We start from the raw sequence: 23,445 nt of genomic DNA on the forward strand, positions 1-23,445 counted from the left end.
TGCCGCTCTTGCCGTTGCGCTGGTTGGTCGCGTTCTCGGGCCGCACGGCGCCGGCCGGATAGCCCAGATGGTGTCCAAGTTCGGCGCCCAGCGCCCGCTCGATCAGCGCCTTCTTGAACGCCGCTGAGGCGGCATGCACCGCTTCGGCCGTCATCGGCCCCTTCACGAACTGGTCGATCAGTTCCTTCGGAATGGACGGCAACGCCGTCAGGGCCTCGGGGGACGTCTTGGGTTTGCGTGGCATACATGCTCCTTGAGCTACATGTTATGCCTTACACACAAAATTTATGACAGGCCCAGAGATACGACTCACTATCCCCAACGAATCGGCAGCTTGAGCGGGAGTTTCGCTTTCCGAACCGCAACGCCGCGAGTAAGCCGACCACCAACGTAGACTCGTAAGGAACCAAGCGCTCACCGACAAGACGAACTATGACGCCTTGACCCATAAGGCGGAACTGGCCGGTGATCTGATCGGCGCAGCGGACTACGCCAACAAGTCGATCGCCAAGGATTTGGCATTCAGCGCACAGGAGTATTTCGACAGCGCGTTCAAGGAACTTGCGATCCAGCCGACGCGATGAACCACGACTTCCCAAAGGGAGAGCTGTTTCCCGAAGATGACTTAGCCCCGGTAACAGCAGAGTCGGTTCGCTATGTCTACCAGATCAGGCACCTCAACCGAGTGGTGCTTGGGATTCGCGAGCTTGAACTCTCCCTGGGGAACAAATGCGCGCCGCGACCATCCTCATGGCCTCCATTGAAGGAGGGCTTTGAGGAGACGCGCCTGGCGCGAATCGCGTTCGAGGCTCAGTATGCGAGCCACAACGAACTCATCGCGCTAGTCAAAGCGCTTGAGGAGCGGATGCCCGACAAGAAGGTTATTGTTCAGGCAGCTCGCGGGTGACATCTGGGAAGGCATCCGCGGCGAAATGGACGAGGTCGGTAGTCGTGCCGGAGAGAAGATTCGAGCCGAAGCGCGTGCGGCAGCCACAGAAATGCTGGAGTCAGTTCGCAGGGGGTACTTCGGTCCAGAACGCCCCGGCGAGGACGCGACCTTCCTCGCCAGGGCGCGCTTTCGTTGGCAGTACGGAGTGTTGAAGGTCAGACAATTTTGCTCGGACTGGCTGCCTGTTTGCATCACGATTGACCGCGCTCTTCATCTTCCAGTTTGGTAAGACGTTTTTCCACTGACTCATAAAGGGCCGAATGGTCGGCCCTCCTCCCTCTCCCGCGGTAACCCTCCCTGTCTCTTTTTCACACCATCTGTATCGGTCGACGCGCGCGCACGCGTTTCGCACGTCGTTGTCGCACCGTAGGACAGCCGGGTGTTGAAAATTCAATGACTTACGCCTCCGCAAAACGGCCAATTTGCCGTTTTGGAGCGCGCTCACGTAGGGCTAGCGCGAAAATTTGAAAATTTCGCGTAGTTCGTAATTCGTAATAAATGTGTCACTTCGAGACGACGGCCGACGCGGACCTCGTTGCAAGATCAGCAGCCGACGGCGAACTGCCGGTGCCGGCGGTGCGCCATTCGCTTGAACCTTCCAGTTTGGTAAGATTTTTTTCCGCTGACTCAAATAGGGCCGAATGATCGGTCCTCCTCCCTCCTCCGCAGTTCCCCCTCCCTGTCTCTTTTTCACACCACCTGAGCCGTGATGGCTCGGTCTAGCTCGCGCACGCGTTTCTCTAGTCGTTTTCGCACGGTGCGACAACCTGATGTTGAAAATTCAATGACTTACGCCTCGACAGACCTGCCAATCTGCCAAAACGGAGAGCCTACGTCGAGGCTTACGGTGAAAATTCCGCTTGCCATTTCCCATTAACAGCGAGGCCACCAGCGAACGATGCTTCATTTGCTCTGCTGTCTGTCACCATGGCGTACCCGTATTTCAAGCGCTCGCCCAATTCAAACCAGCTTGTCTTGACGGGCAGCGCGTCGCCTGCACAACTAAATGCAGCGCGAAACTCGCGTGTTTTCAAACCAGACGCCCCCCTTCAATAGACGAACATGAAGACATTACAGCTGCCGATATGGGCCGCCGGAAATCGATCGAAGTTCAACGAGGGAAATGCATCAGATGTCGAATACCCAACCCGCCTCACCGCGAAAGATAAAAGCTCAAAAGAAGTTTGCCTTGCTCGTCTCGCTGGTTGTCGAGCTGCGCCGAAGGGGGCAAACTGAAGTCCGAATTTGGCAAGCTTTGGAGCTGCATTACGACGTGTCAGTTACGCTTCCGACCGTCTTCCTGATCTGCCGGCGAATCAAGAGCGGTGAGCTAGTCGCGCATCGTTCTTAGGGTTCGATACGATCGCCTCCTTTGGACTCGGGACCATACGGGAGCAGCCGAGCGATCGTCTGAGATCATTAGAGTGAGCCTGAGCTGCGGCCGGCTGCGTTCCCGACGCTTCGGCCGGGGAGCCATCGATATGCATGTCATGAATGAGCTCGCGCGCCGCTAGGACGGCTTGATCAACACGTCTTGCTGCCCTCGCCCCGCAGTTGCACGACATGCAGCGCGATGGCGAACTCCGACTCCCGCAGCACAGCAAGGACAGCCCAATTGCAAGCATCCGCAGTTGCAGTTCCTTTCACTGTCGGGCACGTGGTCGAGCATCGTCGAAACGCGTTCACTGCACGCCCAGTCAATACATTAGTGGACGCCCCCTCTTGCGCACTACGCGCTAGCGAATCTGGACGAGATGTCCGGGCGCGGGCCTCCCGCAACCGTCCAGTGCTGCGTCAGATCGCTCAGCAATAGCCGAGTAATTGCATTACAAAATACGTGCTATTCACTACGGGCATGATTTCTGGGAAGAGTATGTTGTGTGCCGGGCCAGAAGCTGATTTCTCTGCCACCGATTGACCTGCTCGCGGCGTGAAACATTCATCGTAGATTTGCCCGGATGGCCCGCTAGTACGCGAACTCAGAGCATCGCGAATTTGGCCCCGAATGTTTCACGACGTAGCGAGACGAAATTGTTGCTGCGCCAAGCCATGGAGACGAGCAATTGCTTACGGAGGGGCGATCCGGCTTCGCCCTTGGCTAATTTGCTTGACCTACTCATATCTGTTAGTTGCATTATTTTCACAATCGCACCGATGTCGCCGTAGACTCTGTTAATCGTAACTCGACGTCCAGATGGGTGTTTCCCCGCTCGGGGAACACTCGCATCGGAGAAAGGAGGAGATCGATACCAGGCGATAGAGACTGGCACTCTCATTGCATGTTCGGCAAACCAGTTGTCCCACGCAGACAAGGTCAACTCGTGCCCCTCCCTTGCCTACGATTCTACGCCGTACCGATCGACATTCAGAATGGCTCCGAGAACGGACACCCAATTAGCGCCCTATGTCCGTCGATCGGAGCAATCAGTCTCGCGGGGATACGTAGGACATAACCGCTTGCTAACGCGCGGACATTGCGCGCCGTACTAGTGCTTCGGATGCCAACTGCAACATGCTTACGATAAGACGCGCGCAAGGTTACGCGGACACGGCGAAAGTTTAGTTCCGCGACAGACGTGTTCTATGAACTCGACGCCGTCTTTTGCCGCGACACTCACGAGAACTTGATCAATCGCGGCATGCGCCTCAGAGACAACCCAAGGCGGGCGGCCACGCGTCAACGAGTGTCCAAAGCCTGGCGTCGAGCCTGCGAGTTACAAGAGAGTTCCGCGCAAGAGAGCTACAGACCCGTAGCTTACTAACGACTACGAGCGCAGCAGCGTATTTAGCAATTGGACAGAGAACCCAGATGCTTGACGAACTGCAGCAACGAAGATCAGGCGATCAAAAAACTAGGGGCCCAAACTTGCAAGACAGAGCTGCGGTTTAGGATCGTGTAGATGAGTCGGACATGAGATTGTCCGCGGCTGGTTTCAAGAAAACGTTCCAACTTCCATTACAGAGAAGATGTACTCGCGCATCGGATGCCAAACAAGCGGCCCCAAAAAGGGAGACTAGATGGCTGCCCATGGATCGAGAGACGTCGACTCTCACAGTTCTCTTTTCGCGCAGTTGTGCCATTTCGCCAGTTCCGCGATGATGCGGCGAGCGTGTACAGATTAAGTTGCGCGTCAGATGAATGGGGCGTCAGCGCCTACGGCTAGCATTACTCCCTCATTGCCAAGACGACCTCTTCTCACAGCTACAGATAGGGAGCTGTCCTAGCTGGTTAAGCAAGACGCCAACTTGCTCTCCTCTTGCTTGCCACGTTCCACGAAGGCCACCAACGATATAGGCTCCGCTGGCTAACCGAGCATTCACTAACTTCGAAAAGGCCCGAACTGATACGCACAGGTGCCGCATTGTACGCGGCAGTTCAACTGTGACACGTCGAATCCGTACTATGGACTTTGCGCGAACCTGCTTAGCTCGCTCACAAATGGACGCGAAAATTACCGGGGCATCTCGCCTAGCAGGCCCTCTCCGATGCTCAACGCTCGGGCCCGCGATATCGATCACCGGACTCAAGGTCCGTCGCGCGTCTATGCAGATCAGGTCTTCAGAATCCATACTATGGACCGGTACGTGATTCATTCACTTTCGCGCCATCGCGGCGCGTTTGTCAGGCGTGGCCAGTTTCTTTTCCAGTTGCATGCCGAGTCGCGTAGAGGGGCGGCATGCCCAAGTTCAGCCTGAATCACCGGCAAAGCGCAAGCCAAGCGCAATACGTAAAGGGGCCTCGATATGGCAATCCCGTTGCCACAGGGTCCATAGTATGGACTCGTTGCGTCACCTCGTTGTTCGTGTCCCGGCGAAAACGACACGCAGCGCAACTTCGATCGGTACCATCGCACAAGTCCATAGTATGGGCCGCCGAAACACAGGCGCAAAAAAACCCGCTCAAGGCGGGTTTCGAAGAAAAACTGACTTCGCTCATTTCGGATGAGGATTGAACGTCTCACTAATTAGTGCCCGTATTTGCGCCTCAAGGGCCTCCGTCATCACCCCTGGCTTGAACTTAATACTAAAACCGTTCATGTCCTTTGTAATCGATCCTGCGTGCTCCTTACCGGCGAAAAACTTGTCAATACTTCTCTCGTTCGCGCTCGCGGAAGTGGCACCACGCGTCGCGAGCAGCTTGATTGCCCCCGCCGCTTTCCCTTGCTCAAGTTCTCCCGAAACCACGTCGGGCCAAATCTCACGCGCGGCCGAAAGACCAGCCTCCCCGAACTTCCGGATAGCCGATACGATTGCTTCGGCGGCGTTTGCTCCCAAGAGGCGCGGCTGAATATCCAGGTCCTTAAGGATGAACGCCGGGAGCTTGTCGAAGCTCAGAAACTGAAAGAGCCCACTTCGCGAGAGCCCAAGTGCCTCAGCCAATCGCTTTCGGTCCGGAAACTCCTTTTCCGTACGCCGGATCGAGAGGCTAATCTCATAGTCCGACAGATCGTCACGGCTGACATTTTCGACCATCGCCAAGACTGCCATGTCTGAATCGGAGCAATCCGCCACCACGGCCTTGATCGAATCCAGGCCCAGAACCTTGTGTGCGCGCCAGCGCCGCTCGCCCGCAACGATCTGATAGCCCGACTCCACACGTCGCACGACGATCGGTTGCACCTGCCCGACCTCACGAATCGACTCCGCCAACTCGCTCAACTTTGTTTCGTTGAATATCCGGCGCGGTTGCCACGGATTAGGAGCAATCGCTGCAACCGACAACTGCGACGCAACACCGGCCGCCTCGAGTTCCTGCACGCGTAGTTGTGCGACCGCAAGCGCACCAGCAAGCCCAGGTGCAGTCTGCGTGCGCTCCGTACGCTTCACCTCGTCCTCATTGATCGAGGACGTCTTTCGAATTCCGGCGGTCTTCGCCAGCAGTTGTTCACGCATATTGCTCATTGCGCGGTCCTCCATTTCTCTTCATAAATTTCGTCCATCCAGCGGCAGTAGTCGATGAGTGGCTGTCGAACGCGCTGCAGCGCCTTAGCCGCACTATGCGAGCTGCTGATATCGAACACTGTGGAAAAGGCGAGTGCGCCGGTACTCATGACCGAACTCGCAGGCACCTCGATGGCATGAAGCCAGTTCTCGTATGCGCTCTCCGCCCACGCACGAACTATCGGCGCCGACGAAGTACGTCCGTAGTCCACCCTCGATAGCAGCAACGAGATGAAGTCATACTTCTTGCCTTGCTCGTACTTGATAAAGCTCTTCGATACGTCCGAGAACAAACGCCAAAACGACAATGAGCTGATGAAATCTAGGTTCTCCGGAACCATCGGCATCACCAGCGCGTCCGCCGCCAGGAGCGCGTTCAGATTCATATAGGACAGCGACGGTGACGTATCCATAAGGATGTAGTCATATTGCTTGCGAAGTGGCTCGAGACCTTCTCGCAGTACCGTCCAGAACTTGAATCCCGGCTTGATCTTCTGCATTGCGGGCAAATGAAATTCCGCCCCAATGAGTTCTGTATGGGCCGGGATGACGTCGAGGCCGTCCCAGTAAGTTGACTGAACGCGTGCTCCGAGGCCCCCTTCAATTTGCTGGTCGTAAATATAGGGGAGCACCGTGTCCTCCGGCGTGACATCCTTCTCTGCATACAAGCCACAGAGTTCAGACAACGAGGCTTGCGGATCGAGGTCGACGACGAGGACCTTGCGTCCCCGTAGCGTAAGGCCTTGGGCAAGGCACATTGTCGTCGTGGTCTTTGCGGACCCGCCTTTGAGCTGGGCTGTTATGATTATTTTCCCATCAGGCTCTCTCGTCCCCGTCACGAGGGGAGTCTGGTAAATGTCTGAGACTTTCTGCACCCAGACGCGGGCCTCCTCTAGCGTGAAGGTCCGTGTGCGGCCAGTACCTGCTGCGGTGCCTGGCGGCAATTCACCATCCGCTTTCGTGGCCAGATATTGAACCTGTGAATGCGTGATGTTGCACATCGCGGCAATCTCGCCGGTCTTGAATACGGGCGCAGCCTTTCGGGGTCTTGGTGCGAGGATGGTTTCGCGCAATTCGTCCGTAAAAATCGACACCTTCTCAGCGAACGCGCTAATCTGCTCCAGAGGCACAGTCCGGTCAACAGCTGGAAGTTGGCTTGTTTTCACCATTCTGAGGTTTTCGTGAGGTCATAGACAAACCTCATAATACAGAAGCTACTTGAAATTTTCAGCCTAAATCACTGTAAACATAGAAATAAATTGCATTTCCCAGGGTTCTGGCACGCGCAAATCTCGAATTGCATGGACGAGCCCCGACAAATCGAGCACAAATAGGCTCACCTTCCCCTGCGTGACGCGCCCAAAACAAACCACAAAATGGCGAACAACTCGGTATCCGTACGCCAAAAGCACAATCAACCTCACCTTCACCCCCCTCGGGCGGCCCGAAGCATCCGCATTTGAATCCTCGGGACGTCACAATTAGCGGTGTGCACAATGGACCTCACCTTGAATCGGCAAGTCTCCCTCACGCCAGAACTGCAAAAGTACGGAAACAGCCTTGGAGATTCGACTACCAGCCGCTCGATCTGCTGCACTGCGCAAGCTATCGCTCTTTTGGGGTACGTGTTTGTATGTTGTTTTTGTAAACAAAAACCGAACACACAAACTAACAGGAGACTCATGTATCCATAATAATCAGCTAGTTAGGCCCATAAAGGTGAGGCTGATTGTGCTGAAGGTGAGGTCAGATGTGCATGAAAGTGAGGCTTTTGACCCGAAAAGGTGAGATTGCACCCGCACAATGGTGAGGTTCGATGAGCAAGGATCGCACTTATCCACAATGGTGAGGTCCTTTGTGCAATCTGAACGAAACAGCTCGGGGGGCCGCGGTGTACGGCCCGCATCGACAATCGCGGGATCGGTATGGTGAGGTTCGTTGTGCGCACGGTGAGGTTCCTTGTGCTCAGTTCGCTAGAAGCCCGCAGGCGTGCTTGACAGCCCTCCGTGATGGTGAGGTTCGTTGTGTTGACACCTCACCCATGAGTGATAAAGTCGCGTGAATCCAATCGGGCAACTCACGCAATGGCATCGGACAATCCGGAAGAGGGCAGAACGAAAACGACACCTCGGCAAATGGCCTTGGCGTTGTTCGAGGACATGTTCGATCTCGGTTTGCCAGTGAACGAGTCGAGCCGCGAGATCGGATATCAGCGCAACAACTTCTTCACCGAAATCGTGAACATGGGGTTGCCGGCGCGGCGCTTCTTGGACGCGGCGTACTTCATCGTCGCCCAGGAGTCTCAGACGCAGGACCAGTATGACGTCGAACTGAACTACTTCAAGTGGCTGATGCGCTATGACAGCCGCAATCTCAAGCACCTCCGGACTATCGCCGACGAAGCCCAGAATGCCAAGATTCGCTTGACGAATACGCCCTCAGACCGCGACCCGCATGAAGATGACTTGTGGGTCCAGGTCCAACTCATCGGGCTAGTGGCCTTTCATCGTGGGCGCATTCGGTTCGACGTTCACCCGACCTTAGTGCCACATATTCGCGACCCACGAAAATCACATTGGCTGAGCTTACGGATATCGACTGCCTTCACGAGAAGTCTGGCCAGAGCGATCTACGACAAGGTACTGCCAAGCGTTCCGGCCGGGCGCACCGAATGGATTCCGCTTGAGGTGATGCGGACATGGCCTGGGAAAATCGGCGCGAACGCGGCGATTTTCAAATACTTCAAGCGTGACTGGCTCGAACCTGCGGTCAAGGAGATCAACGAAGTGTCCGACATCGAGCTCTCGTATGAAACGAGGACCGAGTCCACCTCTTCGAAGAAAATCGATCGTCTGCGCTTCGTGCTCAAGCGAAAAGACACGGCCGACGCAGTGATGGCGAGCCTTGCTGACGCGAGCCATGTCTACAAGGTGCTCAAGGACGAGTTCAACCTGTCATCGCGGCACTTCAGCGAGATCTCAGAGAACCGCGATACGTGGACGGATGAACGCATCCAGCAAGCAATCGAGTACACGCGTTTCCGGCTTCACCGCGGACAGGTCAAGAAGAGTCCGTCTGGTTATCTGATGAAGGCACTACGCGACAACTGGAAGATGTCGGAGGCCGAGCGAACGATGGTCGAAGTGCAGGCGAAACTGTTGAGCAACGAAGCCCAGCAGAGCACTGAAGCGGCGGAGCTTCATGCCTCGGTTGCGCACAGCATTGCCTCAAGAGAGGAGGAATCGCGCGCACGCATGAACGAGGAGGCGAGAATCGGTCGCGAACACTATATGGCCGCCGACGAGAGGAGCAAACGGGACTTCATACGTGGCTGGGTGAACTCCCGGGAGGGCAAGCTGATGCTCCGCCGCATGAAGCTTGAGCCCGGTGATGTCACCGAAGGAGACATCCTCGGAAGTGGGGAACTTGGCTGGTACCTCGGACAATTTGTTTTTGGACGAATCAGCGTGTCGCGAGCCAGTAAATAGGAGACGTGAGGGCACCGAAAGGTCTGTCGCACGTTTGTTCGGCGTTCAGTAGCACAAACGTCCAACTGCTTGCTCCGAAGTAAGTGACGTCCAATTCGTAACAAACCTGACGAGCAACGCGCGCGTGTTCAACGATTGTGCCTACGACATGGCGGCGCCTGCCATTCCGCTGCGCTTCGCCAAGACTCGCTGTCTATTGTGCCTTCGTTAATGGCAAATGTGCCGTCGCCAGGGGAAAGCGACGGGCGAAAACCTCCCAGCCCCGTCGGACGCAAAGCCTTACGCGGCGGGGACTTTGGCGAATTATGCGATCGCCAATGGCGCACTTTTTCCCGCAATTGTGCCTTCGTTAATGGCGAATGTACCGTCGCAGGGAGAAAGCGGCAGGCGAAAACCTCAAGTTCGTCGGACGCGAAGCCTTTCGCACGAGAGCGCTCAAAATCAAGCGAGGTTCGCGGTGAGCGCCGTACCCGCTTCCGGCAACGGGGTCGGCGTCGTGCGAAATAGCTATCCCGGTCGGCCCGGTCGACTAGCGCGCTGACTTGGTCTAGGTCGACTATTGGGTTTGGTGTCGACGGTGAGTGGATGTGTGACTGCGTAGCCATCGCATAGACCAAAAAAATCTCTGCAAACTGTCAAAACGGCCATCCGTCGCCACCCGCCGCAGCTGTCCGTCCGGGAAACGCGACTAACGGTCATCCGGAATTTCGTCCTCCAACACGTGCCGGGCGCAAAACCTCGTCTTCAGGCAGGCGGGTATTCGCACCCTAACTCACGGCTGGCGCAGCCGACATCGTATTGCTGCGGCGTCTTGGCGCCCCGCGATGAAGCGAGCGTCGTGGGTATCTGGTATTTACGCCTGTACCCTGCGCCGGCTCCAGTCCGAAAATGCCGTACGGGACGTGCCATCGGCGGATACTGCATCGGGGATGATCTGTTCGCAAGGAGGCTCGCCGACGAACGATGCCAGATCTCTCCGATCTGGTGGAGGGCCGTCACGCATGGAAGATATACATCGTAGTCCAGAATAATATGGCCGTGAGCTCGACCGCGAGCGGTCCACCAACAGAGTTTGTGGACCGCTCGCGGTCAAACGGTCAGGTCGACGGCGGCCGTGTATATGCCACTGCGTGCTCGCGCGCACGTGCGATCTCCAGGGTCTCCTGGTGAAATCTCCCGAGCGACTGGCGATGCGTGACGCTGACAATCGTCCGGTTCGGCAGTCGTTCGGTCAGCAGGTAGTACAGATGCCCTTCGTTCTCACTGTCGAGCGCACTCGTCGCTTCATCGAGGAACACGTAGTTAGGCTTGTGCATCAGCACGCGTGCGGCAGCTAGCCACTGCTGTTCGCCGGGAGAAAGAATGCGCCACCAGGAGTTGGACTCATGCAGTCGCTCGACATAGCCCTCAAGCCGACACAGACGCAGCGCCTCGCGGCATGCTTCGTCGCTGAAGCTGGCGCTTGCTGCGGGGTAGGTAAGCACAGTCTTCAGGGTGCCAGCCGGCAGGTAGCTCTGCTGAGGGACGAACATCATGCGCGCGTTCACAGGTGCGTCGATCGAGCCGTTTCCGAATGGCCAGAGACCGGCCAGCGCGCGCAGAAAGGTGCTTTTGCCCGAGCCGGACGGCCCATGCACGAGCCAGCGCGAACCGGGCTTGACAGCAATGTCACGCACACTCGCGAGCGTCTCGCCGTTGGGCAGCGCAAGCGTGAGCTTGTGCGTGGTGAGCTTGCTCTCGTCGACGTAGTGCAGGTTGATGCCACTATGCTCGGTTGCGGGCGATACGGATTCTTTCAGATGAGGTAGCTGCATGACGCGCCTGAACTCGCACAGACGGTTGACCGTTGCGCGCCATTGGGCGAGCGTGTCGTAATTGTTGATGAACCACGAAAGCGATTCGCTAACCGTACCGAATGCATCGGAGATTTGCATCAGTGTGCCGAAACTGAACACACCTGCGAAATAGCGGGGCGATGCCACGACGATCGGAAAGATGTCGGCGATCTGACCGTAGAAGTTGAACACGAAGCTGTAGCGCCGCGTGTACTTCATCACGCGCCACCAGTTGTCACGGATCCGGCCGAACAGGTCCTGGGCGGCCAACTCCTCGGCCTTCATACCGTCGTAGAAAGCAATCTGCTCGGCGTTTTCGCGTACACGGATCAGGCCGAAGCGGAAATCCGCCTCGACGCGCTGCATCTGGTAGTTGATCGACACAAGCGGATGCGCGACCTTGTTTGTCAGAAGTGAGCCGGCAATCGCATAGACGATGGCTGCCCAGAGCATGTAGCCAGGAATCTGAACGGGCGTGCTCCCCATCATGACTGCCAGCGCGCCCCCCGTACTCCACAGGACGGTCGAGAACCAGGCGAGTGTCTCGAGCGTCGAGAGCAGGTCGAGTGTGAGCGTAAGCGTGGTGGTGGCGAATGACTCGAGGTCGACCGCGATCCGTTGATCAGGATTGTCGGTGAGGCGGTCGCGCTCGATGCGATAGAAAGTTTTGCCGCCCAGCCATTCCTGCAGATAGGACGTGGTCAGCCACTGGCGCCACCGGAAGCCAAGCATCTGGCGCAGATAGCGGTTGTAGACGGAAATCGCGACGAACGCAAAAGTGAGCGCGCTGAAAATCAGCATCAACTGCGGGAATTCGTGCACATTTCTGCCTTCCAGAGCGTTGTAGAAGTCGCGGTTCCACGTGTTCAGCCTGGCGTTGATGCCGACCAGAAGCAGGTCCATGGCGATGATCGTGATCAGCAGGCCCCACGCGGTTCTGCGCTCCTCCGAAACCCAGTACGGTCTGATCAGGCTCCAGGCTGAGATACTGTCCGGTTGCCGGGTTGCAGGACCAGAAGATGGATTGTTCATGAGCGCCCCTTGACGCACAGTGAATGCGGACCGGGTACACGAGGTGGTTCCCGGGTTCTGGCGTGCACGGCGCTCTGGCGGCAGCGTTTGCGAGTGCGCTTTCGAACCAGGTCAGGTGGATCCGGCGGACATGAAATGATTGTAGGGCGCGACCAGTCAGGCTGCCCGCTCACCGCGCCGACGAGAAACGGTTCATAGTTTCAAGTCGTCTCAAGCCCGAATTCAGCGGAAGCAGGCGCGTACCAATGCTGTCCGGGATGCCATCTGTTTTCGTCCGCCATCGTTTCTCTCCAGTCGGGGCACCACGTCCTTATGTCGAGAATGACCACGCATGCGATGAGCCGCCGGCACCTGCTGACACTGATTGGCAAGAACCTCGGCGCGGCCGCCATGATGCAGGGCATGGGTACGCTCGGGTTCGCCGCTGCTTCGACTTACGCAGGGCAGGTCAGACTTGACGGTGCACCCAAAGGCACCCGAATTCTCGTGCTGGGCGCGGGCATGGCTGGCCTCGTCGCGGCCTTCGAATTGCGGAACGCGGGCTATCAGGTGCAGGTGCTCGAGTACAACAACCGCGCGGGTGGGCGGGCCTGGACTGTGAGGGGCGGTGATCGCTATACAGAACTCGGCGGTGCCACCCAGGACTGTACGTTCGCTGACGGCCTTTATCTGAACCCGGGGCCATGGCGCATTCCGTATCACCACCAGGGCGTACTCGACTATGCAAGACGCCTGAAGGTCCCGCTCGAGCCGTTCATCCAGGTGAATTACAACGCGTACCTGCATTCGACGGAGGCTTTTGGTGGCAAGCCGCAACGATTCCGGGCAGTGCAGACCGACTATCAAGGCTATATCGCTGAATTACTTTCCAAGGCAGTCCGCAAAGACGCACTCGACGACGCGCTGTCAGCCGAAGATGCGCATCTGCTACTCGAATCCCTGCGCCAATGGGGGGCGCTCGATCGGGATGGTCGCTATCACGCGGGCCGACGAAGCAGTGGACGCCGCGGTTTCTCGGTCGCACCGGGTGGTGGTCTGGCGCCCCGTGCCGTGCCGTCGGATCTGTTCCCGCGCGATGCATTGCTTGCATCGCGTTTGTGGCAATGGCTTTCGACCGGAAACGAGCAGGACTTCCAGAGCACCATTTTCCAGCCCGTCGGCGGCATGGACAGGATCGCGCATGCGCTACATGAGCAGGTGGCGAGCGCCGTCGTGCTCAACGCCAGAGTCACGGCCATCCTGCAGGATGAGCAGGGTGTCACAGTACGCTATACCGATACCACTACCCGGACCGAACGGACCGCTCACGCCGATTGGGTGGTATGCACCATCCCGCTCTCGATTCTGAGTCAGATTGACATTGCGGTCGGGCCGGCCATGCGCGCCGCGATCGATGCCGTGCCCTACGAGACATCGGTGAAAATCGGCTTGCAGTTCGGACGGCGATTCTGGGAAGAAGACGAACAGATCTACGGCGGTATCACCTACACCGACCTGCCAATCTCGACGGTCGGCTATCCGGCGACGGGTTACGGATCAAGCGGTCCTGCGGTGCTGCTCGGCGCTTACATGTGGGGGCCCGCAAGCTACGAGATGGGTGCGCTGCCGCCTGCCGAACGGATCGCGGTGGCATTGAGTCAGGGCAGCCAGATTCATCCGCAGTACGCACGCGAGTACCAGAGCGGCTTCGCGATGAGCTGGAGCCGGTCACCGTTCACGAATGGCTGCTTCGCCGCATGGACGGAGGCGTTGAGAAAGGCGCATTACGCGAATCTCTGCCAGATTGACGGACGGGTCGTCCTGGCCGGAGAGCACGCTTCGCATATCCCGGCGTGGCAGGAAGGTGCCGTGCTGTCGTCACTGGATGCGATCACCCGGTTGCATCGGAGAATCGTTAATGGATAGGCCGACGCTGATTCTCAGCGTGATGCTGAGCGCTTTGCTGATGGGCGGTGCGAAAGTGTCGGCTCAGGTCATGGCACAGGACGAGCCACGCACTTTCACGATCTCGCCGGGTTATCACTTCACCGAAACAGGCGGCGAAGCGCTTTACAACGCCAGCTGCGCGGGATGCCATATGCCGGACGGGAAAGGGGCACAGGGCGCGGGTCACTATCCGGCGCTCGCTGACAACCCGGCACTCGAGGCAGCACCTTACGTCATCGTCAACGTGCTCAACGGCAGAAGGGCGATGCCACCGTTTGGCGACGTGATGAGTGACGATCAGGTTGCCGCTGTCGTCAACTACACGAGAACCCATTTCGGTAATCGATTTGCCGACAGTGTCACGCCGTGCCAGGTTAGAAGTTGGCGCTGAACTCACGTGGCGTGATTGTCAAGGCGCGGCCTCATAGACGCTCGCAGAATCAATGCGCTCTACGCCTTGAATCGCTGAAAATCCAGCAGGGAATCAGCAGCGTGCTGTTGCTCAACCAGCGAGCTGCACACGGTTCTACCGTTGCGCTTACACCTGTTCCCCCAAAAACGATTGGCATGGCTTCTGCTTACCGGTAAAGAACGAGGCCCGACATCGGGCCACCATCAAGCCGATACCCGGAGCCCCTATGACCGCATTGAATCTCGCCAGCACGGTGGCAGTTGCTCCCGTTCTTTCTCCCGGTACGGATTACGAGCGTCTCGCTTCACGTTTTCGACCCATCTTCGCCCGCATCGCAGAGGGCGTGCTTGAGCGTGAGCGAGCTCGCAGCCTGCCTTATGAGCAGATCGAATGGCTCAAGGCTGCAGGCTTCGGCGCGGTTCGCGTGCCGCTCGAGCATGGCGGGGCGGGGGCATCGCTCCCTCAGTTGATTCAGTTGCTGATCGAACTGGCCGAGGCGGACTCAAATCTGCCGCAGGCGCTGCGCGGCCACTTCGCGTTCGTCGAGGACCGACTCAACGCGGAGCCCGGCGCGGCGCGCGATGTCTGGTTCAAGCGATTTGTCGACGGCGAACTGGTTGGCAACGCCTGGACCGAGATCGGCAGCGTGGCGATCGGCGACGTGATCACGCGCGTGTCGCGCGATGGCGCGCGCTGGGTCGTCAACGGAGAGAAGTACTACAGCACAGGCAGCATCTTCGCCGACTGGATTGACGTGTTTGCGCGCCGCGACGACACGGGAGAAGACGTGATCGCGGCCGTGCGCGCAATGCAGCCCGGCGTGACGCATCACGACGACTGGGACGGCTTCGGCCAGCGTACGACGGGCAGCGGTACGACCACGTTTGTCGCCGCCGAGGTGGACGAGATCGACATCATCGACTTTTCGACGCGCTTCAAATACCAGACCGCGTTCTACCAGCTGGTGCTGCTCGCCGTGCTCGCGGGCACGGGCCGCGCCGCGCTGCGCGACATCTCGCAGGAGGTGCGTTCGCGCCGGCGCATCTTTAGTCATGGCAATGCGCCTTCGTTCGCGCAGGATCCGCAGGTCCAGCAGGTCGTGGGCCAGGTCTCGTCGCTCGTGTTCGCGGCCGAAGCCACAGCCGTGCGCGCGGCGCAGGCTTCGCAACGCGCGTACGAGGCGCGTTTCGGCGGCGATGCGCACGCCGAGCACGAGGCGAACGTCGACGCCGAACTGGATTCCGCACGCGGCCAGAGCGCGATTGCCGAGCTTGTGCTGCGCGCGACCACGCTGCTGTTCAATGCGCTCGGCGCATCGGGCACGAGCGAGCAGAAGCGTCTCGATCGCCACTGGCGCAACGCGCGCACGGCAGCCTCGCACAACCCGATCGTCTTCAAGGAACGTATCGTGGGCGACCGCGAAATCAACGGGACCGAGCCGCCGTATGTCTGGGCGATCGGCGCCGGTCCCGCGTCTGTGCAGAAGGTGGCCTGAGTGCGAAGGCGCGGTGCTGTCCGGCGGACGGCACCGCTATTTGAGGGCTGCGATTTCCTTCGTCCTGATCAGCCGCGCGCGCAACACGTTGCGGCTGATGCCAAGGAGTCTCGCAGCCTGAATCTGGTTGCGGTGGCTGTACTCGAACGCCGTGCGCATGACCATGTCCTCGATCTGCTCAAAGAGATTCTCGTGCTCGCCGTTGAAGAGTTCGAGCAGCGCCGATTCGAGCGCGTGGTGCGGGCCGCTCGGCACGGATGTGGATGCCACCGCCGTGATGCCGGACGAGAACAGGTGCAGGTCACCGTCCTGCAGGGTGTCGTGGCGGCTCACGAGCAGGGCGTGATGAATCACGTTCTCCAGCTCGCGAATGTTGCCCGGCCAGCTGTACGCGAGCAGCTTCTGTTCGGCGCGCGGCGAGATCGTGCCTGGCCCGTAACCGAGCCGGCCGCGGTAATCCTCGATGAAGTAGCGGGCGAGCGGAAGGATGTCGCCGGTGCGCTCGCGCAGCGTCGGAATGGCGAGCTGCACGACGTTGAGCCGGTAGAACAGGTCGCTGCGGAAATGCCCGGCCGCCACCGCGTGCTGCAGATGGACGTTCGTCGCCGCCACCACGCGCACGTCGATCGGAATACCGTGTCGCGAACCGAGCCGCACGACCTCGCGCTCCTGCAGCACGCGCAGCAGCTTGACCTGCATCGACAGCGGCAGGTCGCCGATCTCGTCGAGGAACAACGTGCCGCCGTTGGCCGCCTCGAACCAGCCTGGCTTGGCGTTGAACGCGCCCGTGAAGGCGCCTTTCTCGTGTCCGAACAGCTCGCTTTCGACCAGCGTTTCAGAAAACGCGCCGCAGTTGACCGCGACAAACGGCTTGTCGCGCCGCCCGCTCAGGCTGTGGACGTGGCGCGCGATCAGCTCCTTGCCCGTGCCGGTCTCGCCGATGATCAGGATATTTGCGTCACTTGGCGCGACCAGCTGGATCCGCTCAAGCAGTTCGATCGAGCGGGGATCGACGAAGACCTGCGCACGTGCGCGGATCGAGGTGGTCAGCGAATGCCTGTGCGGCAACGTCAGGACGGGGACATCGCCGTTGGCTTCGGCATCGTCTGACCATGCATGGGGGAGCGGTTGGTTCATGAGTAGAAGCTCGGCGAAGGATAGGTTCGTTTGAGCGCCCATTCGCCGATCTCACGGATCTTGTAGGCGAGCGGATCGTGCAGCGTATGGGTGCGCAGGTTGCGCCAGTGGCGATCGAGCCGGAGTTCTCCGTGGGTCGCGCGGGCGCCGGCGACATCGAACATGCGCGTACAGATGTCGAGACCCGTTTGCGCGGCGGCGACCTTCGCGCTGGCAATCGCCAGCGCCACCTCGCCGCGTTCTGTCGCCGTGAGACGGGTGTTGCGCGACCATGCATTGTCCAGTCCTGCGGCGGCCCGGTCCGCGAGCGCGCGCGCGGATTCCAGTCCGAGCCAGAACTCGCCGTACTGGCTCAGGATGTACGGATCCTCGCCGGTGCTCGCGACCTTCGCGGCGGGCCAGGGCCGCGCTTCGTTCAGGGTGTAGTGGCGTGCGTCCTCGAACGCGGCCTCGCCAATACCGAGATAGATGTTCGTCAGGATCAGTTGTGCAATGAGCGGCCTCAGGCACGCAAACGGCGACGAGAGCGGTCCTGGGTCCGAAAGGATCTCGTGATGCTCGACGCGGACCCGTTCGAACGTCACCGAACCGCTGTCGGTCTGGCGTTGGCCGAAATTATTCCAGTCGTCTGCGATCGCGATGCCGCTGCGCTGGGTTGGCACGGCGGCCACGAGAAACGCGCGCGTGTCGGCGTGGCGCGCGGAGACGATCAACATTTCCGAGTCGAGCGCGCCCGAGCAGAAGCTCTTCTGTCCGCTAAATTCGAGCCACCCACTGCACGGGTGAGCCAGCGTGCGTTCGTCGAGTGGATTGAGCGCATTGCCCCAGAACCACCGGTGCCGCGAGGTCTGTTCGAACAACGCCTGCCATTGCTCCCGCGAGCCGAACAGGCGAGCCGTGGCCAGCATCAGGTGATGGAATCCGAACACGTGCGCGAGTGAACTGTCGGCGCACGCGAGCACGCGCACGACGTCGAGCGTCGTGCGCCAGTCCGCACCGAGCCCGGCATGAACGGTCGGGATGCTCAGTGCGAGCAGGCCGCTCGCACGCAGCGCGTCGCGTTCCGCCTTCGGTGTGCCGCCGCGCGCGTCGCGCTCCGCTGCGGTCCGCGCAAAGCGTTCGGCAAGACGCCGGGCGACGCTCAATGGCGATTCGTCCTGCGGGATGGACCGGATGTCCTCAGGCGTGTCGGCCAGCGGCAACGATAGGGAAATGGATGCCATTGCAGTGAGGTCGGGTGAAGCAGCACTGCACGCGCATGCATGCTGCAGGATCAGCACAGTGTTCAAGGTTTTGGCCGGCGAGAGAAGCAAGGATTTCTCATAACCTAATCAGGCTGCTGCGCTGGCAGCATCGAGACACGAAGCCATGCGTCTTAAGTACTTCCATTCATGTGACGAACCGCCGCTGCTGCGTGGGAAGCAGCGAAGAAGCAGCGTTGTTGCCGGTGCGTCATCACATGTCGGCATATCGATTCGAGTGTCGCCGGGATGTGCTTATCAGGTGCATTTCCCCTTCTGGAAAGCCGCTCGACGACGAAAACTGCTGCTATGTCAGCCGTTCTGCCGTGAGTGGCCAGTTCTCGAGATTTGGCACAGTCCTTGCCTTTAGCTCATGACGGGACCGGTCAGGCATGTCCCGATTCACGAAGGAATCCTCATGAGCAAGAAACACAAGATCGTGGCAGTGTCTGGCAGCTTGCAGCAGCCGTCGCGCACGCTGGCGCTGGTGCAGTCGCTGCTGTCCGCGCTGGAGGCTGCGCTGCCTGTCGAAATTCGCGTGATCGATCTGGGCGAGATCGCCGGGCGACTTTCCGGTGCGCTCACGCGTGCGCAGGTGCCCGCGGATATCGATGAACACATCCGCGCGATCGAGACAGCCGACCTCGTGATCGCGGCCAGTCCGGTTTATCGCGCTTCATATACCGGCTTCTTCAAGCATCTGTTCGATCTCGTGCATCACGAGGCGCTGATCGACGTGCCAGTTTTGCTGGCCGCCACGGGCGGCAGCGAGCGTCACGCGCTCGTCATCGATCACCAGCTGCGGCCGCTCTTCAGCTTCTTCCAGGCGCACACGCTGCCGATCGGCGTCTACGCCTCCGAAAGCGATTTTGATCGCTACGAGATCGCAAGCGACGCGTTGCGCGCTCGTATCGCACTCGCTGTCGAGCGTGCGGCACCGTACGTCGGTGCACGTGCGGAAAACGTTACTGCGGCGCTTGCCGTCTGAATCCAAAGTCATTCAAGGAACCTTCAATGAGCCAGACCTCCCACACCGACAACGCCGTCAAGTTCGCCTACTGGGTGCCGAATGTAAGCGGCGGCCTTGTCGTCAGCACGATCGAGCAGCGCACCGACTGGAGCCTCGACTACAACCAGCGTCTTGCGCAGACCGCCGAGCGCGCCGGCTTCGAATACGCGCTGAGCCAGATCCGCTTCACGGCCGGCTACGGCGCGGAGTATCAGCACGAGTCGGTCTCGTTCAGCCAGGCGCTGCTGCAGTCGACCACGAAGCTCAAGGTGCTCGCGGCGATCCTGCCCGGCCCGTGGCATCCGGCCGTGGTCGCCAAGCAGATCGCCACGATTGACCACATCTCTAACGGCCGCATCGCGATCAACGTCGTGAGCGGCTGGTTCAAGGGCGAGTTCACTGCGATCGGCGAGCCGTGGCTCGAACACGACGAGCGTTATCGCCGCTCGAACGAGTTCATCCGCGCGCTCAAGGGGATCTGGACCGAGGACAACTTCACGTTCAAGGGCGACTTCTACCGCTTCAACAACTACACGTTGAGTCCAAAGCCGGTGCAGAAGCCCCATCCCGAGATTTTCCAGGGCGGCAGTTCGCGCGCGGCGCGCGATAACGCGGCGAGCGTGTCGGACTGGTATTTCACGAACGGCAACACGCCCGAGAATCTCAAGGCCCAGATCGACGATATCCGCGCGAAGGCGGCGCAGAACAATCACCAGGTGCGTATCGGCGTGAATGCCTTCGTGATTGCGCGCGATACCGAAGAGGAAGCGAAGGCCGTGCTCGACGACATCATCAGGCACGCGCACGTCGAGGCGGTGCACGCGTTCGGCGATGCGGTCAAGGAGGCCGGCAAGGCGTCGCCGGAAGGCGAGGGCAACTGGGCCAAGTCGACCTTCGAGGATCTCGTCCAGTACAACGACGGCTTCCGTACGAACCTGATCGGCACGCCGCAGCAGATTGCCGAACGCATCGTCGAACTCAAGTCGATCGGGGTCGACCTGGTGCTGACCGGCTTCCTGCATTTCATCGAGGAAGTCGAGTATTTCGGCAAGAAGGTGCTGCCGCTCGTGCGCGAGCTCGAGGCACAGCGCGAAAAGCAGGCCGCCTGACGCCAGTGGCGGCGGAGCGTGGCCGGGCGCACGAGCGGACACGGCCACAGGGAAAAGACGGACACAACTGGGAAACGGCACCCCGAGGGGTGAATCAGCATGATGCAAGCCTCGACGGCCCTGCTCGCGCTCGACGGCATTTCCGTGTCGTTCGGGGGCGTCAAGGCCATTACCGATATCAGTTTCGAAGTCGCGGCAGGCGAGATCTGCGCATTGATCGGCCCGAACGGCGCGGGCAAGAGTTCGCTGCTGAACGTGATCAATGGTGTCTATCGTCCGCAGCACGGCACGCTGCGTTTCGATGGTCATGCGTACCGGCGCATGGACGCGCACGACGCTGCGCATCGCGGCATCGCGCGCACGTTCCAGAACCTCGCGCTGTTCAGGCGCATGAGCGTGTTCGACAACGTGCTGGCCGGGCGCAACCTGCATCGCCGCAGTACATGGCTCGAACAGACGCTGCACGTTGGCCGGGCGGCCAGCGATGAAGCCTTGCAGCGCGAGCGTGCGGAGCGCCTGATCGAAGCGCTGGATCTGCAGCCATGGCGCGACAGCGTGGTGGGCACACTGTCCTACGGGTTGCAGAAACGGGTCGAGCTCGCGCGTGCGCTGGCGGCCGAACCGCGCCTCCTGCTCCTCGACGAGCCCATGGCCGGCATGAATACCGAGGAGAAGCACGCGATGGCCGGGTATGTGCTCGATGCCAACGAGCATCTCGGTGTGACGGTCGTGCTGATCGAGCACGACATCGGCGTGGTAATGGGCTTGTCCGATCACGTGGTGGTGCTCGATTACGGAAAAAAGATCGCCGACGGCGGCCCCGACGAAGTCCGCATGAACCCGGATGTGCTGGCGGCCTATCTCGGCACTCGTCATTGAGAGGGGCGCGCAATGCAATTTTTTATCGAGGTGCTGGTGGGCGGACTGCTCGCCGGCGTGATGTATTCGCTGGTCGCGATCGGCTTCGTGCTGATCTACAAGGCGTCGGGCATCTTCAACTTCGCGCAGGGCTCACTCGTGCTGTTCGGCGCGCTGACCTACGTGAGCCTCGTCGAACGCGGCTGGAACCCGTGGCTGTCGTTCGGCGCGACGCTCGCCGCGCTCGTGCTGATCGCGATCGCAACCGGCCGTTTCGTGCTGCGGCCGCTCGTCAACCGCGCGCCGATCGTGCTGTTCATGGCCACGCTCGGCCTGAGCCTGATTCTCGAAGGCGCGGCGCAACTTTTATGGGGCGCGCAGGTGCACGGGCTCGATCTCGGCATCGACGACCGGCCGCTGCACCTGGCCGGCGTGATGGTGAGCCGCTTCGACCTGTTCGCGGCCGCCACCGCTGGCGTGCTGGTACTCGCGCTGTCGCAGCTCGCGAAGCGCTCGCGCTTTGGCCTGTCGCTGCGCGCCGTGGCCGACGATCCGCTTGCCGCGTTCGCGGTCGGCGTGCGGCTGCCGCGCATCTGGGCAATCGTCTGGGCGCTGGCCGGCTTCGTCAGCCTCGTTGCGGGCCTGCTTTGGGGCGCGCGCCTGGGCGTGCAGTTCTCGCTCTCGCTCGTCGTGCTCAAGGCGTTGCCCGTGCTGATCATCGGCGGCTTCTCGTCGATCGGCGGCGCGATCGTTGGTGGGCTGCTGGTCGGCGCGACGGAAAAGCTGGCCGAGGTCTATGTGGGGACGCTGATCGGCGACGGCATCGAGAACTGGTTTCCCTATCTGCTTGCGATGCTGTTCCTGCTCGCGCGCCCGTCCGGCCTGTTCGGCGAAGCGGCCGTCGAGCGCGTTTGAGGAAACCTTGATGGAACTGACCCGTCCCCTCGCCGAACCGCGCCGGCTGAACCTGCGCCAGCTGGCCGTGCCGCTTGCGGGTGCGCTCGTCGCCTTCGCGGGCGTGCCATTCGTCGCGAACGACTACTGGCTGAACGCGATCCTCGTGCCGTTTCTGATCCTGTCCGTGGCTGGACTCGGCCTGAACTTCCTGACCGGCTATGCGGGGCAGTTGTCGCTAGGCTCGGCGGCGTTCATGTCGATCGGCGCCTATGCGACCTACAACCTGCTCGTGCGCGTGCCCGTGTTGCCGTTGCCGGTCGACCTGCTGCTCGGCGGCCTGGCCAGCGCCGCGGCCGGCGTGTTGTTCGGACTGCCGAGCCTGCGGATCAAGGGCTTCTACCTGATCGTCTCGACGCTGGCCGCCCAGTTCTTCGTGGTCTGGCTGTTCACGCGCGTGGGGTGGTTCTCGAACTACGATACGTCCGGCGTGCTGAGCGCGCCGCAGCTCGCGATCGGTCATTGGCGCATCGACACGCCGGTGTCGCGCTACCTGTTCGTGCTTGGCGTCGCGACCGTGCTCTTCGTATTTGGCGCGAGCCTCGTGCGCAGCGAACTGGGCCGACGCTGGATGGCTGTACGCGACATGGAAGCCGCCGCGCGCGTGATCGGCATCCCGGTGGGGCACAGCAAGCTGCTGGCCTTCGCGCTGAGCTCCTTCGTGCTCGGCATCGCCGGCGCGCTGTGGGCCTTCGCGTATCTCGGCACGATCGAGCCCGACGGCTTCAACCTGAATCTTTCGTTCCAGGTGCTGTTCATCATCATCATTGGCGGCATGGGCAGCATCTCGGGCAACATTCTGGGCGCGGCCTTCATCGTGTTGCTGCCGATCCTGCTTTCAAACGCGGCTGGCGCGCTGGCCCACGCAGGCATCGGCGCAGACCAGGTGCCGAACCTGCAGAAGATCGTCTTCGGTACGCTGATCATCGTCTTTCTGATCAAGGAACCGGAAGGCCTCGCGAGACTCGTGCAGATCGTCCGTCAACGTCGGCCGAAGCAATCGTGAGCCGTTAATCTCTCCGCCTCATTGTCTCTCTTATCTTCCAAGGAATAGTTTGT

At 60.1% G+C, this 23,445-nt stretch carries 16 protein-coding genes and 1 pseudogene; 11 read left to right on the forward strand and 6 right to left on the reverse strand.

Annotation, left to right across the window (positions count from 1 at the left end):
• Window positions 1-244 (reverse strand): annotated as a pseudogene (locus E1N52_RS40100) (IS256 family transposase); the annotation flags it as partial.
• A 196-nt stretch (window positions 245-440) separates the two neighbouring features.
• On the opposite strand from E1N52_RS40100, the gene E1N52_RS44430 reads away from it, so the two are divergent.
• Together E1N52_RS44430 and E1N52_RS40105 are read left to right on the forward strand one after the other, a co-directional pair.
• Entirely contained in the window at window positions 441-584 is a 144-nt protein-coding gene (locus E1N52_RS44430; RefSeq protein ID WP_165979558.1) for a hypothetical protein, read from the forward strand.
• A complete protein-coding gene (locus E1N52_RS40105; protein WP_133190332.1) occupies window positions 581-907 on the forward strand; it encodes a hypothetical protein in 327 nt (108 codons plus the stop codon). Before E1N52_RS44430 ends, E1N52_RS40105 begins: the two co-directional genes overlap by 4 nt.
• Before the next feature lie 3,975 nt (window positions 908-4,882).
• Here the strand turns inward: E1N52_RS40105 and E1N52_RS40110 are convergent.
• Window positions 4,883-5,851, reverse strand: a complete 969-nt coding sequence (locus E1N52_RS40110) for a ParB/RepB/Spo0J family partition protein (protein WP_028208131.1) — start codon at window positions 5,849-5,851, stop codon at window positions 4,883-4,885.
• A complete protein-coding gene (locus E1N52_RS40115) occupies window positions 5,848-7,059 on the reverse strand; it encodes a ParA family protein (protein WP_165979559.1) in 1,212 nt (403 codons plus the stop codon). Before E1N52_RS40115 ends, E1N52_RS40110 begins: the two co-directional genes overlap by 4 nt.
• Window positions 7,060-7,974: 915 nt before the next feature.
• On the opposite strand from E1N52_RS40115, the gene E1N52_RS40120 reads away from it, so the two are divergent.
• Window positions 7,975-9,378: a replication initiation protein gene (locus E1N52_RS40120; protein ID WP_028208133.1), complete on the forward strand. Its 1,404-nt coding sequence runs from the start codon at window positions 7,975-7,977 to the stop codon at window positions 9,376-9,378.
• A 1,097-nt stretch (window positions 9,379-10,475) separates the two neighbouring features.
• Here the strand turns inward: E1N52_RS40120 and E1N52_RS40125 are convergent.
• Window positions 10,476-12,245, reverse strand: coding sequence for an ABC transporter ATP-binding protein/permease (locus E1N52_RS40125; protein ID WP_133190334.1), 1,770 nt, complete (start codon window positions 12,243-12,245; stop codon window positions 10,476-10,478).
• Window positions 12,246-12,566: 321 nt separating this feature from the next.
• On the opposite strand from E1N52_RS40125, the gene E1N52_RS40130 reads away from it, so the two are divergent.
• The 3 genes from E1N52_RS40130 (at window position 12,567) to E1N52_RS40140 (ending at window position 16,078) form a co-directional block, all read left to right on the forward strand.
• Window positions 12,567-14,150 (forward strand): flavin monoamine oxidase family protein, encoded by a 1,584-nt coding sequence (locus E1N52_RS40130; RefSeq protein WP_133190336.1) that lies wholly within the window; start codon window positions 12,567-12,569, stop codon window positions 14,148-14,150.
• The gene (locus tag E1N52_RS40135) at window positions 14,143-14,562 is read left to right on the forward strand and encodes a c-type cytochrome (protein ID WP_133190338.1); all 420 of its coding nucleotides are present in this window, start codon (window positions 14,143-14,145) and stop codon (window positions 14,560-14,562) included. Before E1N52_RS40130 ends, E1N52_RS40135 begins: the two co-directional genes overlap by 8 nt.
• Before the next feature lie 247 nt (window positions 14,563-14,809).
• Window positions 14,810-16,078 carry an acyl-CoA dehydrogenase family protein gene (locus E1N52_RS40140; RefSeq protein WP_133190340.1) on the forward strand — a complete coding sequence of 423 codons (1,269 nt, stop codon included), beginning with the start codon at window positions 14,810-14,812 and terminating at the stop codon, window positions 16,076-16,078.
• A gap of 36 nt (window positions 16,079-16,114) precedes the next feature.
• Here the strand turns inward: E1N52_RS40140 and E1N52_RS40145 are convergent, their stop codons facing one another.
• Together E1N52_RS40145 and E1N52_RS40150 are read right to left on the reverse strand one after the other, a co-directional pair.
• Entirely contained in the window at window positions 16,115-17,215 is a 1,101-nt protein-coding gene (locus E1N52_RS40145) for a sigma-54 interaction domain-containing protein (protein ID WP_133190342.1), read from the reverse strand.
• On the reverse strand, window positions 17,212-18,438 hold the full coding sequence (locus E1N52_RS40150; protein ID WP_133190344.1) for an acyl-CoA dehydrogenase family protein: 1,227 nt from the start codon (window positions 18,436-18,438) through the stop codon (window positions 17,212-17,214). Before E1N52_RS40150 ends, E1N52_RS40145 begins: the two co-directional genes overlap by 4 nt.
• A gap of 436 nt (window positions 18,439-18,874) precedes the next feature.
• On the opposite strand from E1N52_RS40150, the gene msuE reads away from it, so the two are divergent.
• From msuE to E1N52_RS40175, 5 genes are all read left to right on the forward strand, one after another.
• Window positions 18,875-19,444 carry an FMN reductase gene (gene msuE, locus E1N52_RS40155; RefSeq protein WP_133190346.1) on the forward strand — a complete coding sequence of 190 codons (570 nt, stop codon included), beginning with the start codon at window positions 18,875-18,877 and terminating at the stop codon, window positions 19,442-19,444.
• Between the two features lie 26 nt (window positions 19,445-19,470).
• The gene (sfnG, locus tag E1N52_RS40160; RefSeq protein ID WP_133190348.1) at window positions 19,471-20,574 is read left to right on the forward strand and encodes a dimethylsulfone monooxygenase SfnG; all 1,104 of its coding nucleotides are present in this window, start codon (window positions 19,471-19,473) and stop codon (window positions 20,572-20,574) included.
• A 99-nt stretch (window positions 20,575-20,673) separates the two neighbouring features.
• Window positions 20,674-21,453 (forward strand): ABC transporter ATP-binding protein, encoded by a 780-nt coding sequence (locus E1N52_RS40165; RefSeq protein ID WP_133190350.1) that lies wholly within the window; start codon window positions 20,674-20,676, stop codon window positions 21,451-21,453.
• Between the two features lie 12 nt (window positions 21,454-21,465).
• Window positions 21,466-22,347, forward strand: a complete 882-nt coding sequence (locus E1N52_RS40170) for a branched-chain amino acid ABC transporter permease (protein ID WP_133190352.1) — start codon at window positions 21,466-21,468, stop codon at window positions 22,345-22,347.
• Between the two features lie 10 nt (window positions 22,348-22,357).
• Window positions 22,358-23,392 carry a branched-chain amino acid ABC transporter permease gene (locus E1N52_RS40175; RefSeq protein WP_133190354.1) on the forward strand — a complete coding sequence of 345 codons (1,035 nt, stop codon included), beginning with the start codon at window positions 22,358-22,360 and terminating at the stop codon, window positions 23,390-23,392.
• Window positions 23,393-23,445 lie beyond the last annotated feature (53 nt).

It is taken from the genome of Paraburkholderia guartelaensis (assembly GCF_004353905.1).
Lineage (GTDB): Bacteria > Pseudomonadota > Gammaproteobacteria > Burkholderiales > Burkholderiaceae > Paraburkholderia > Paraburkholderia guartelaensis.

Coding starts and splice junctions, on each gene's coding strand:
- E1N52_RS40105 (WP_133190332.1), top strand. CDS start 581: ATGAACCACGACTTCCCAAAGGGAGAGCTGTTTCCCGAAGATGACTTA.
- E1N52_RS40110 (WP_028208131.1), bottom strand. CDS start 5,851: ATGAGCAATATGCGTGAACAACTGCTGGCGAAGACCGCCGGAATTCGA.
- E1N52_RS40115 (WP_165979559.1), bottom strand. CDS start 7,059: ATGGTGAAAACAAGCCAACTTCCAGCTGTTGACCGGACTGTGCCTCTG.
- E1N52_RS40120 (WP_028208133.1), top strand. CDS start 7,975: ATGGCATCGGACAATCCGGAAGAGGGCAGAACGAAAACGACACCTCGG.
- E1N52_RS40125 (WP_133190334.1), bottom strand. CDS start 12,245: ATGAACAATCCATCTTCTGGTCCTGCAACCCGGCAACCGGACAGTATC.
- E1N52_RS40130 (WP_133190336.1), top strand. CDS start 12,567: ATGACCACGCATGCGATGAGCCGCCGGCACCTGCTGACACTGATTGGC.
- E1N52_RS40135 (WP_133190338.1), top strand. CDS start 14,143: ATGGATAGGCCGACGCTGATTCTCAGCGTGATGCTGAGCGCTTTGCTG.
- E1N52_RS40140 (WP_133190340.1), top strand. CDS start 14,810: ATGACCGCATTGAATCTCGCCAGCACGGTGGCAGTTGCTCCCGTTCTT.
- E1N52_RS40145 (WP_133190342.1), bottom strand. CDS start 17,215: ATGAACCAACCGCTCCCCCATGCATGGTCAGACGATGCCGAAGCCAAC.
- E1N52_RS40150 (WP_133190344.1), bottom strand. CDS start 18,438: ATGGCATCCATTTCCCTATCGTTGCCGCTGGCCGACACGCCTGAGGAC.
- msuE (WP_133190346.1), top strand. CDS start 18,875: ATGAGCAAGAAACACAAGATCGTGGCAGTGTCTGGCAGCTTGCAGCAG.
- sfnG (WP_133190348.1), top strand. CDS start 19,471: ATGAGCCAGACCTCCCACACCGACAACGCCGTCAAGTTCGCCTACTGG.
- E1N52_RS40165 (WP_133190350.1), top strand. CDS start 20,674: ATGATGCAAGCCTCGACGGCCCTGCTCGCGCTCGACGGCATTTCCGTG.
- E1N52_RS40170 (WP_133190352.1), top strand. CDS start 21,466: ATGCAATTTTTTATCGAGGTGCTGGTGGGCGGACTGCTCGCCGGCGTG.
- E1N52_RS40175 (WP_133190354.1), top strand. CDS start 22,358: ATGGAACTGACCCGTCCCCTCGCCGAACCGCGCCGGCTGAACCTGCGC.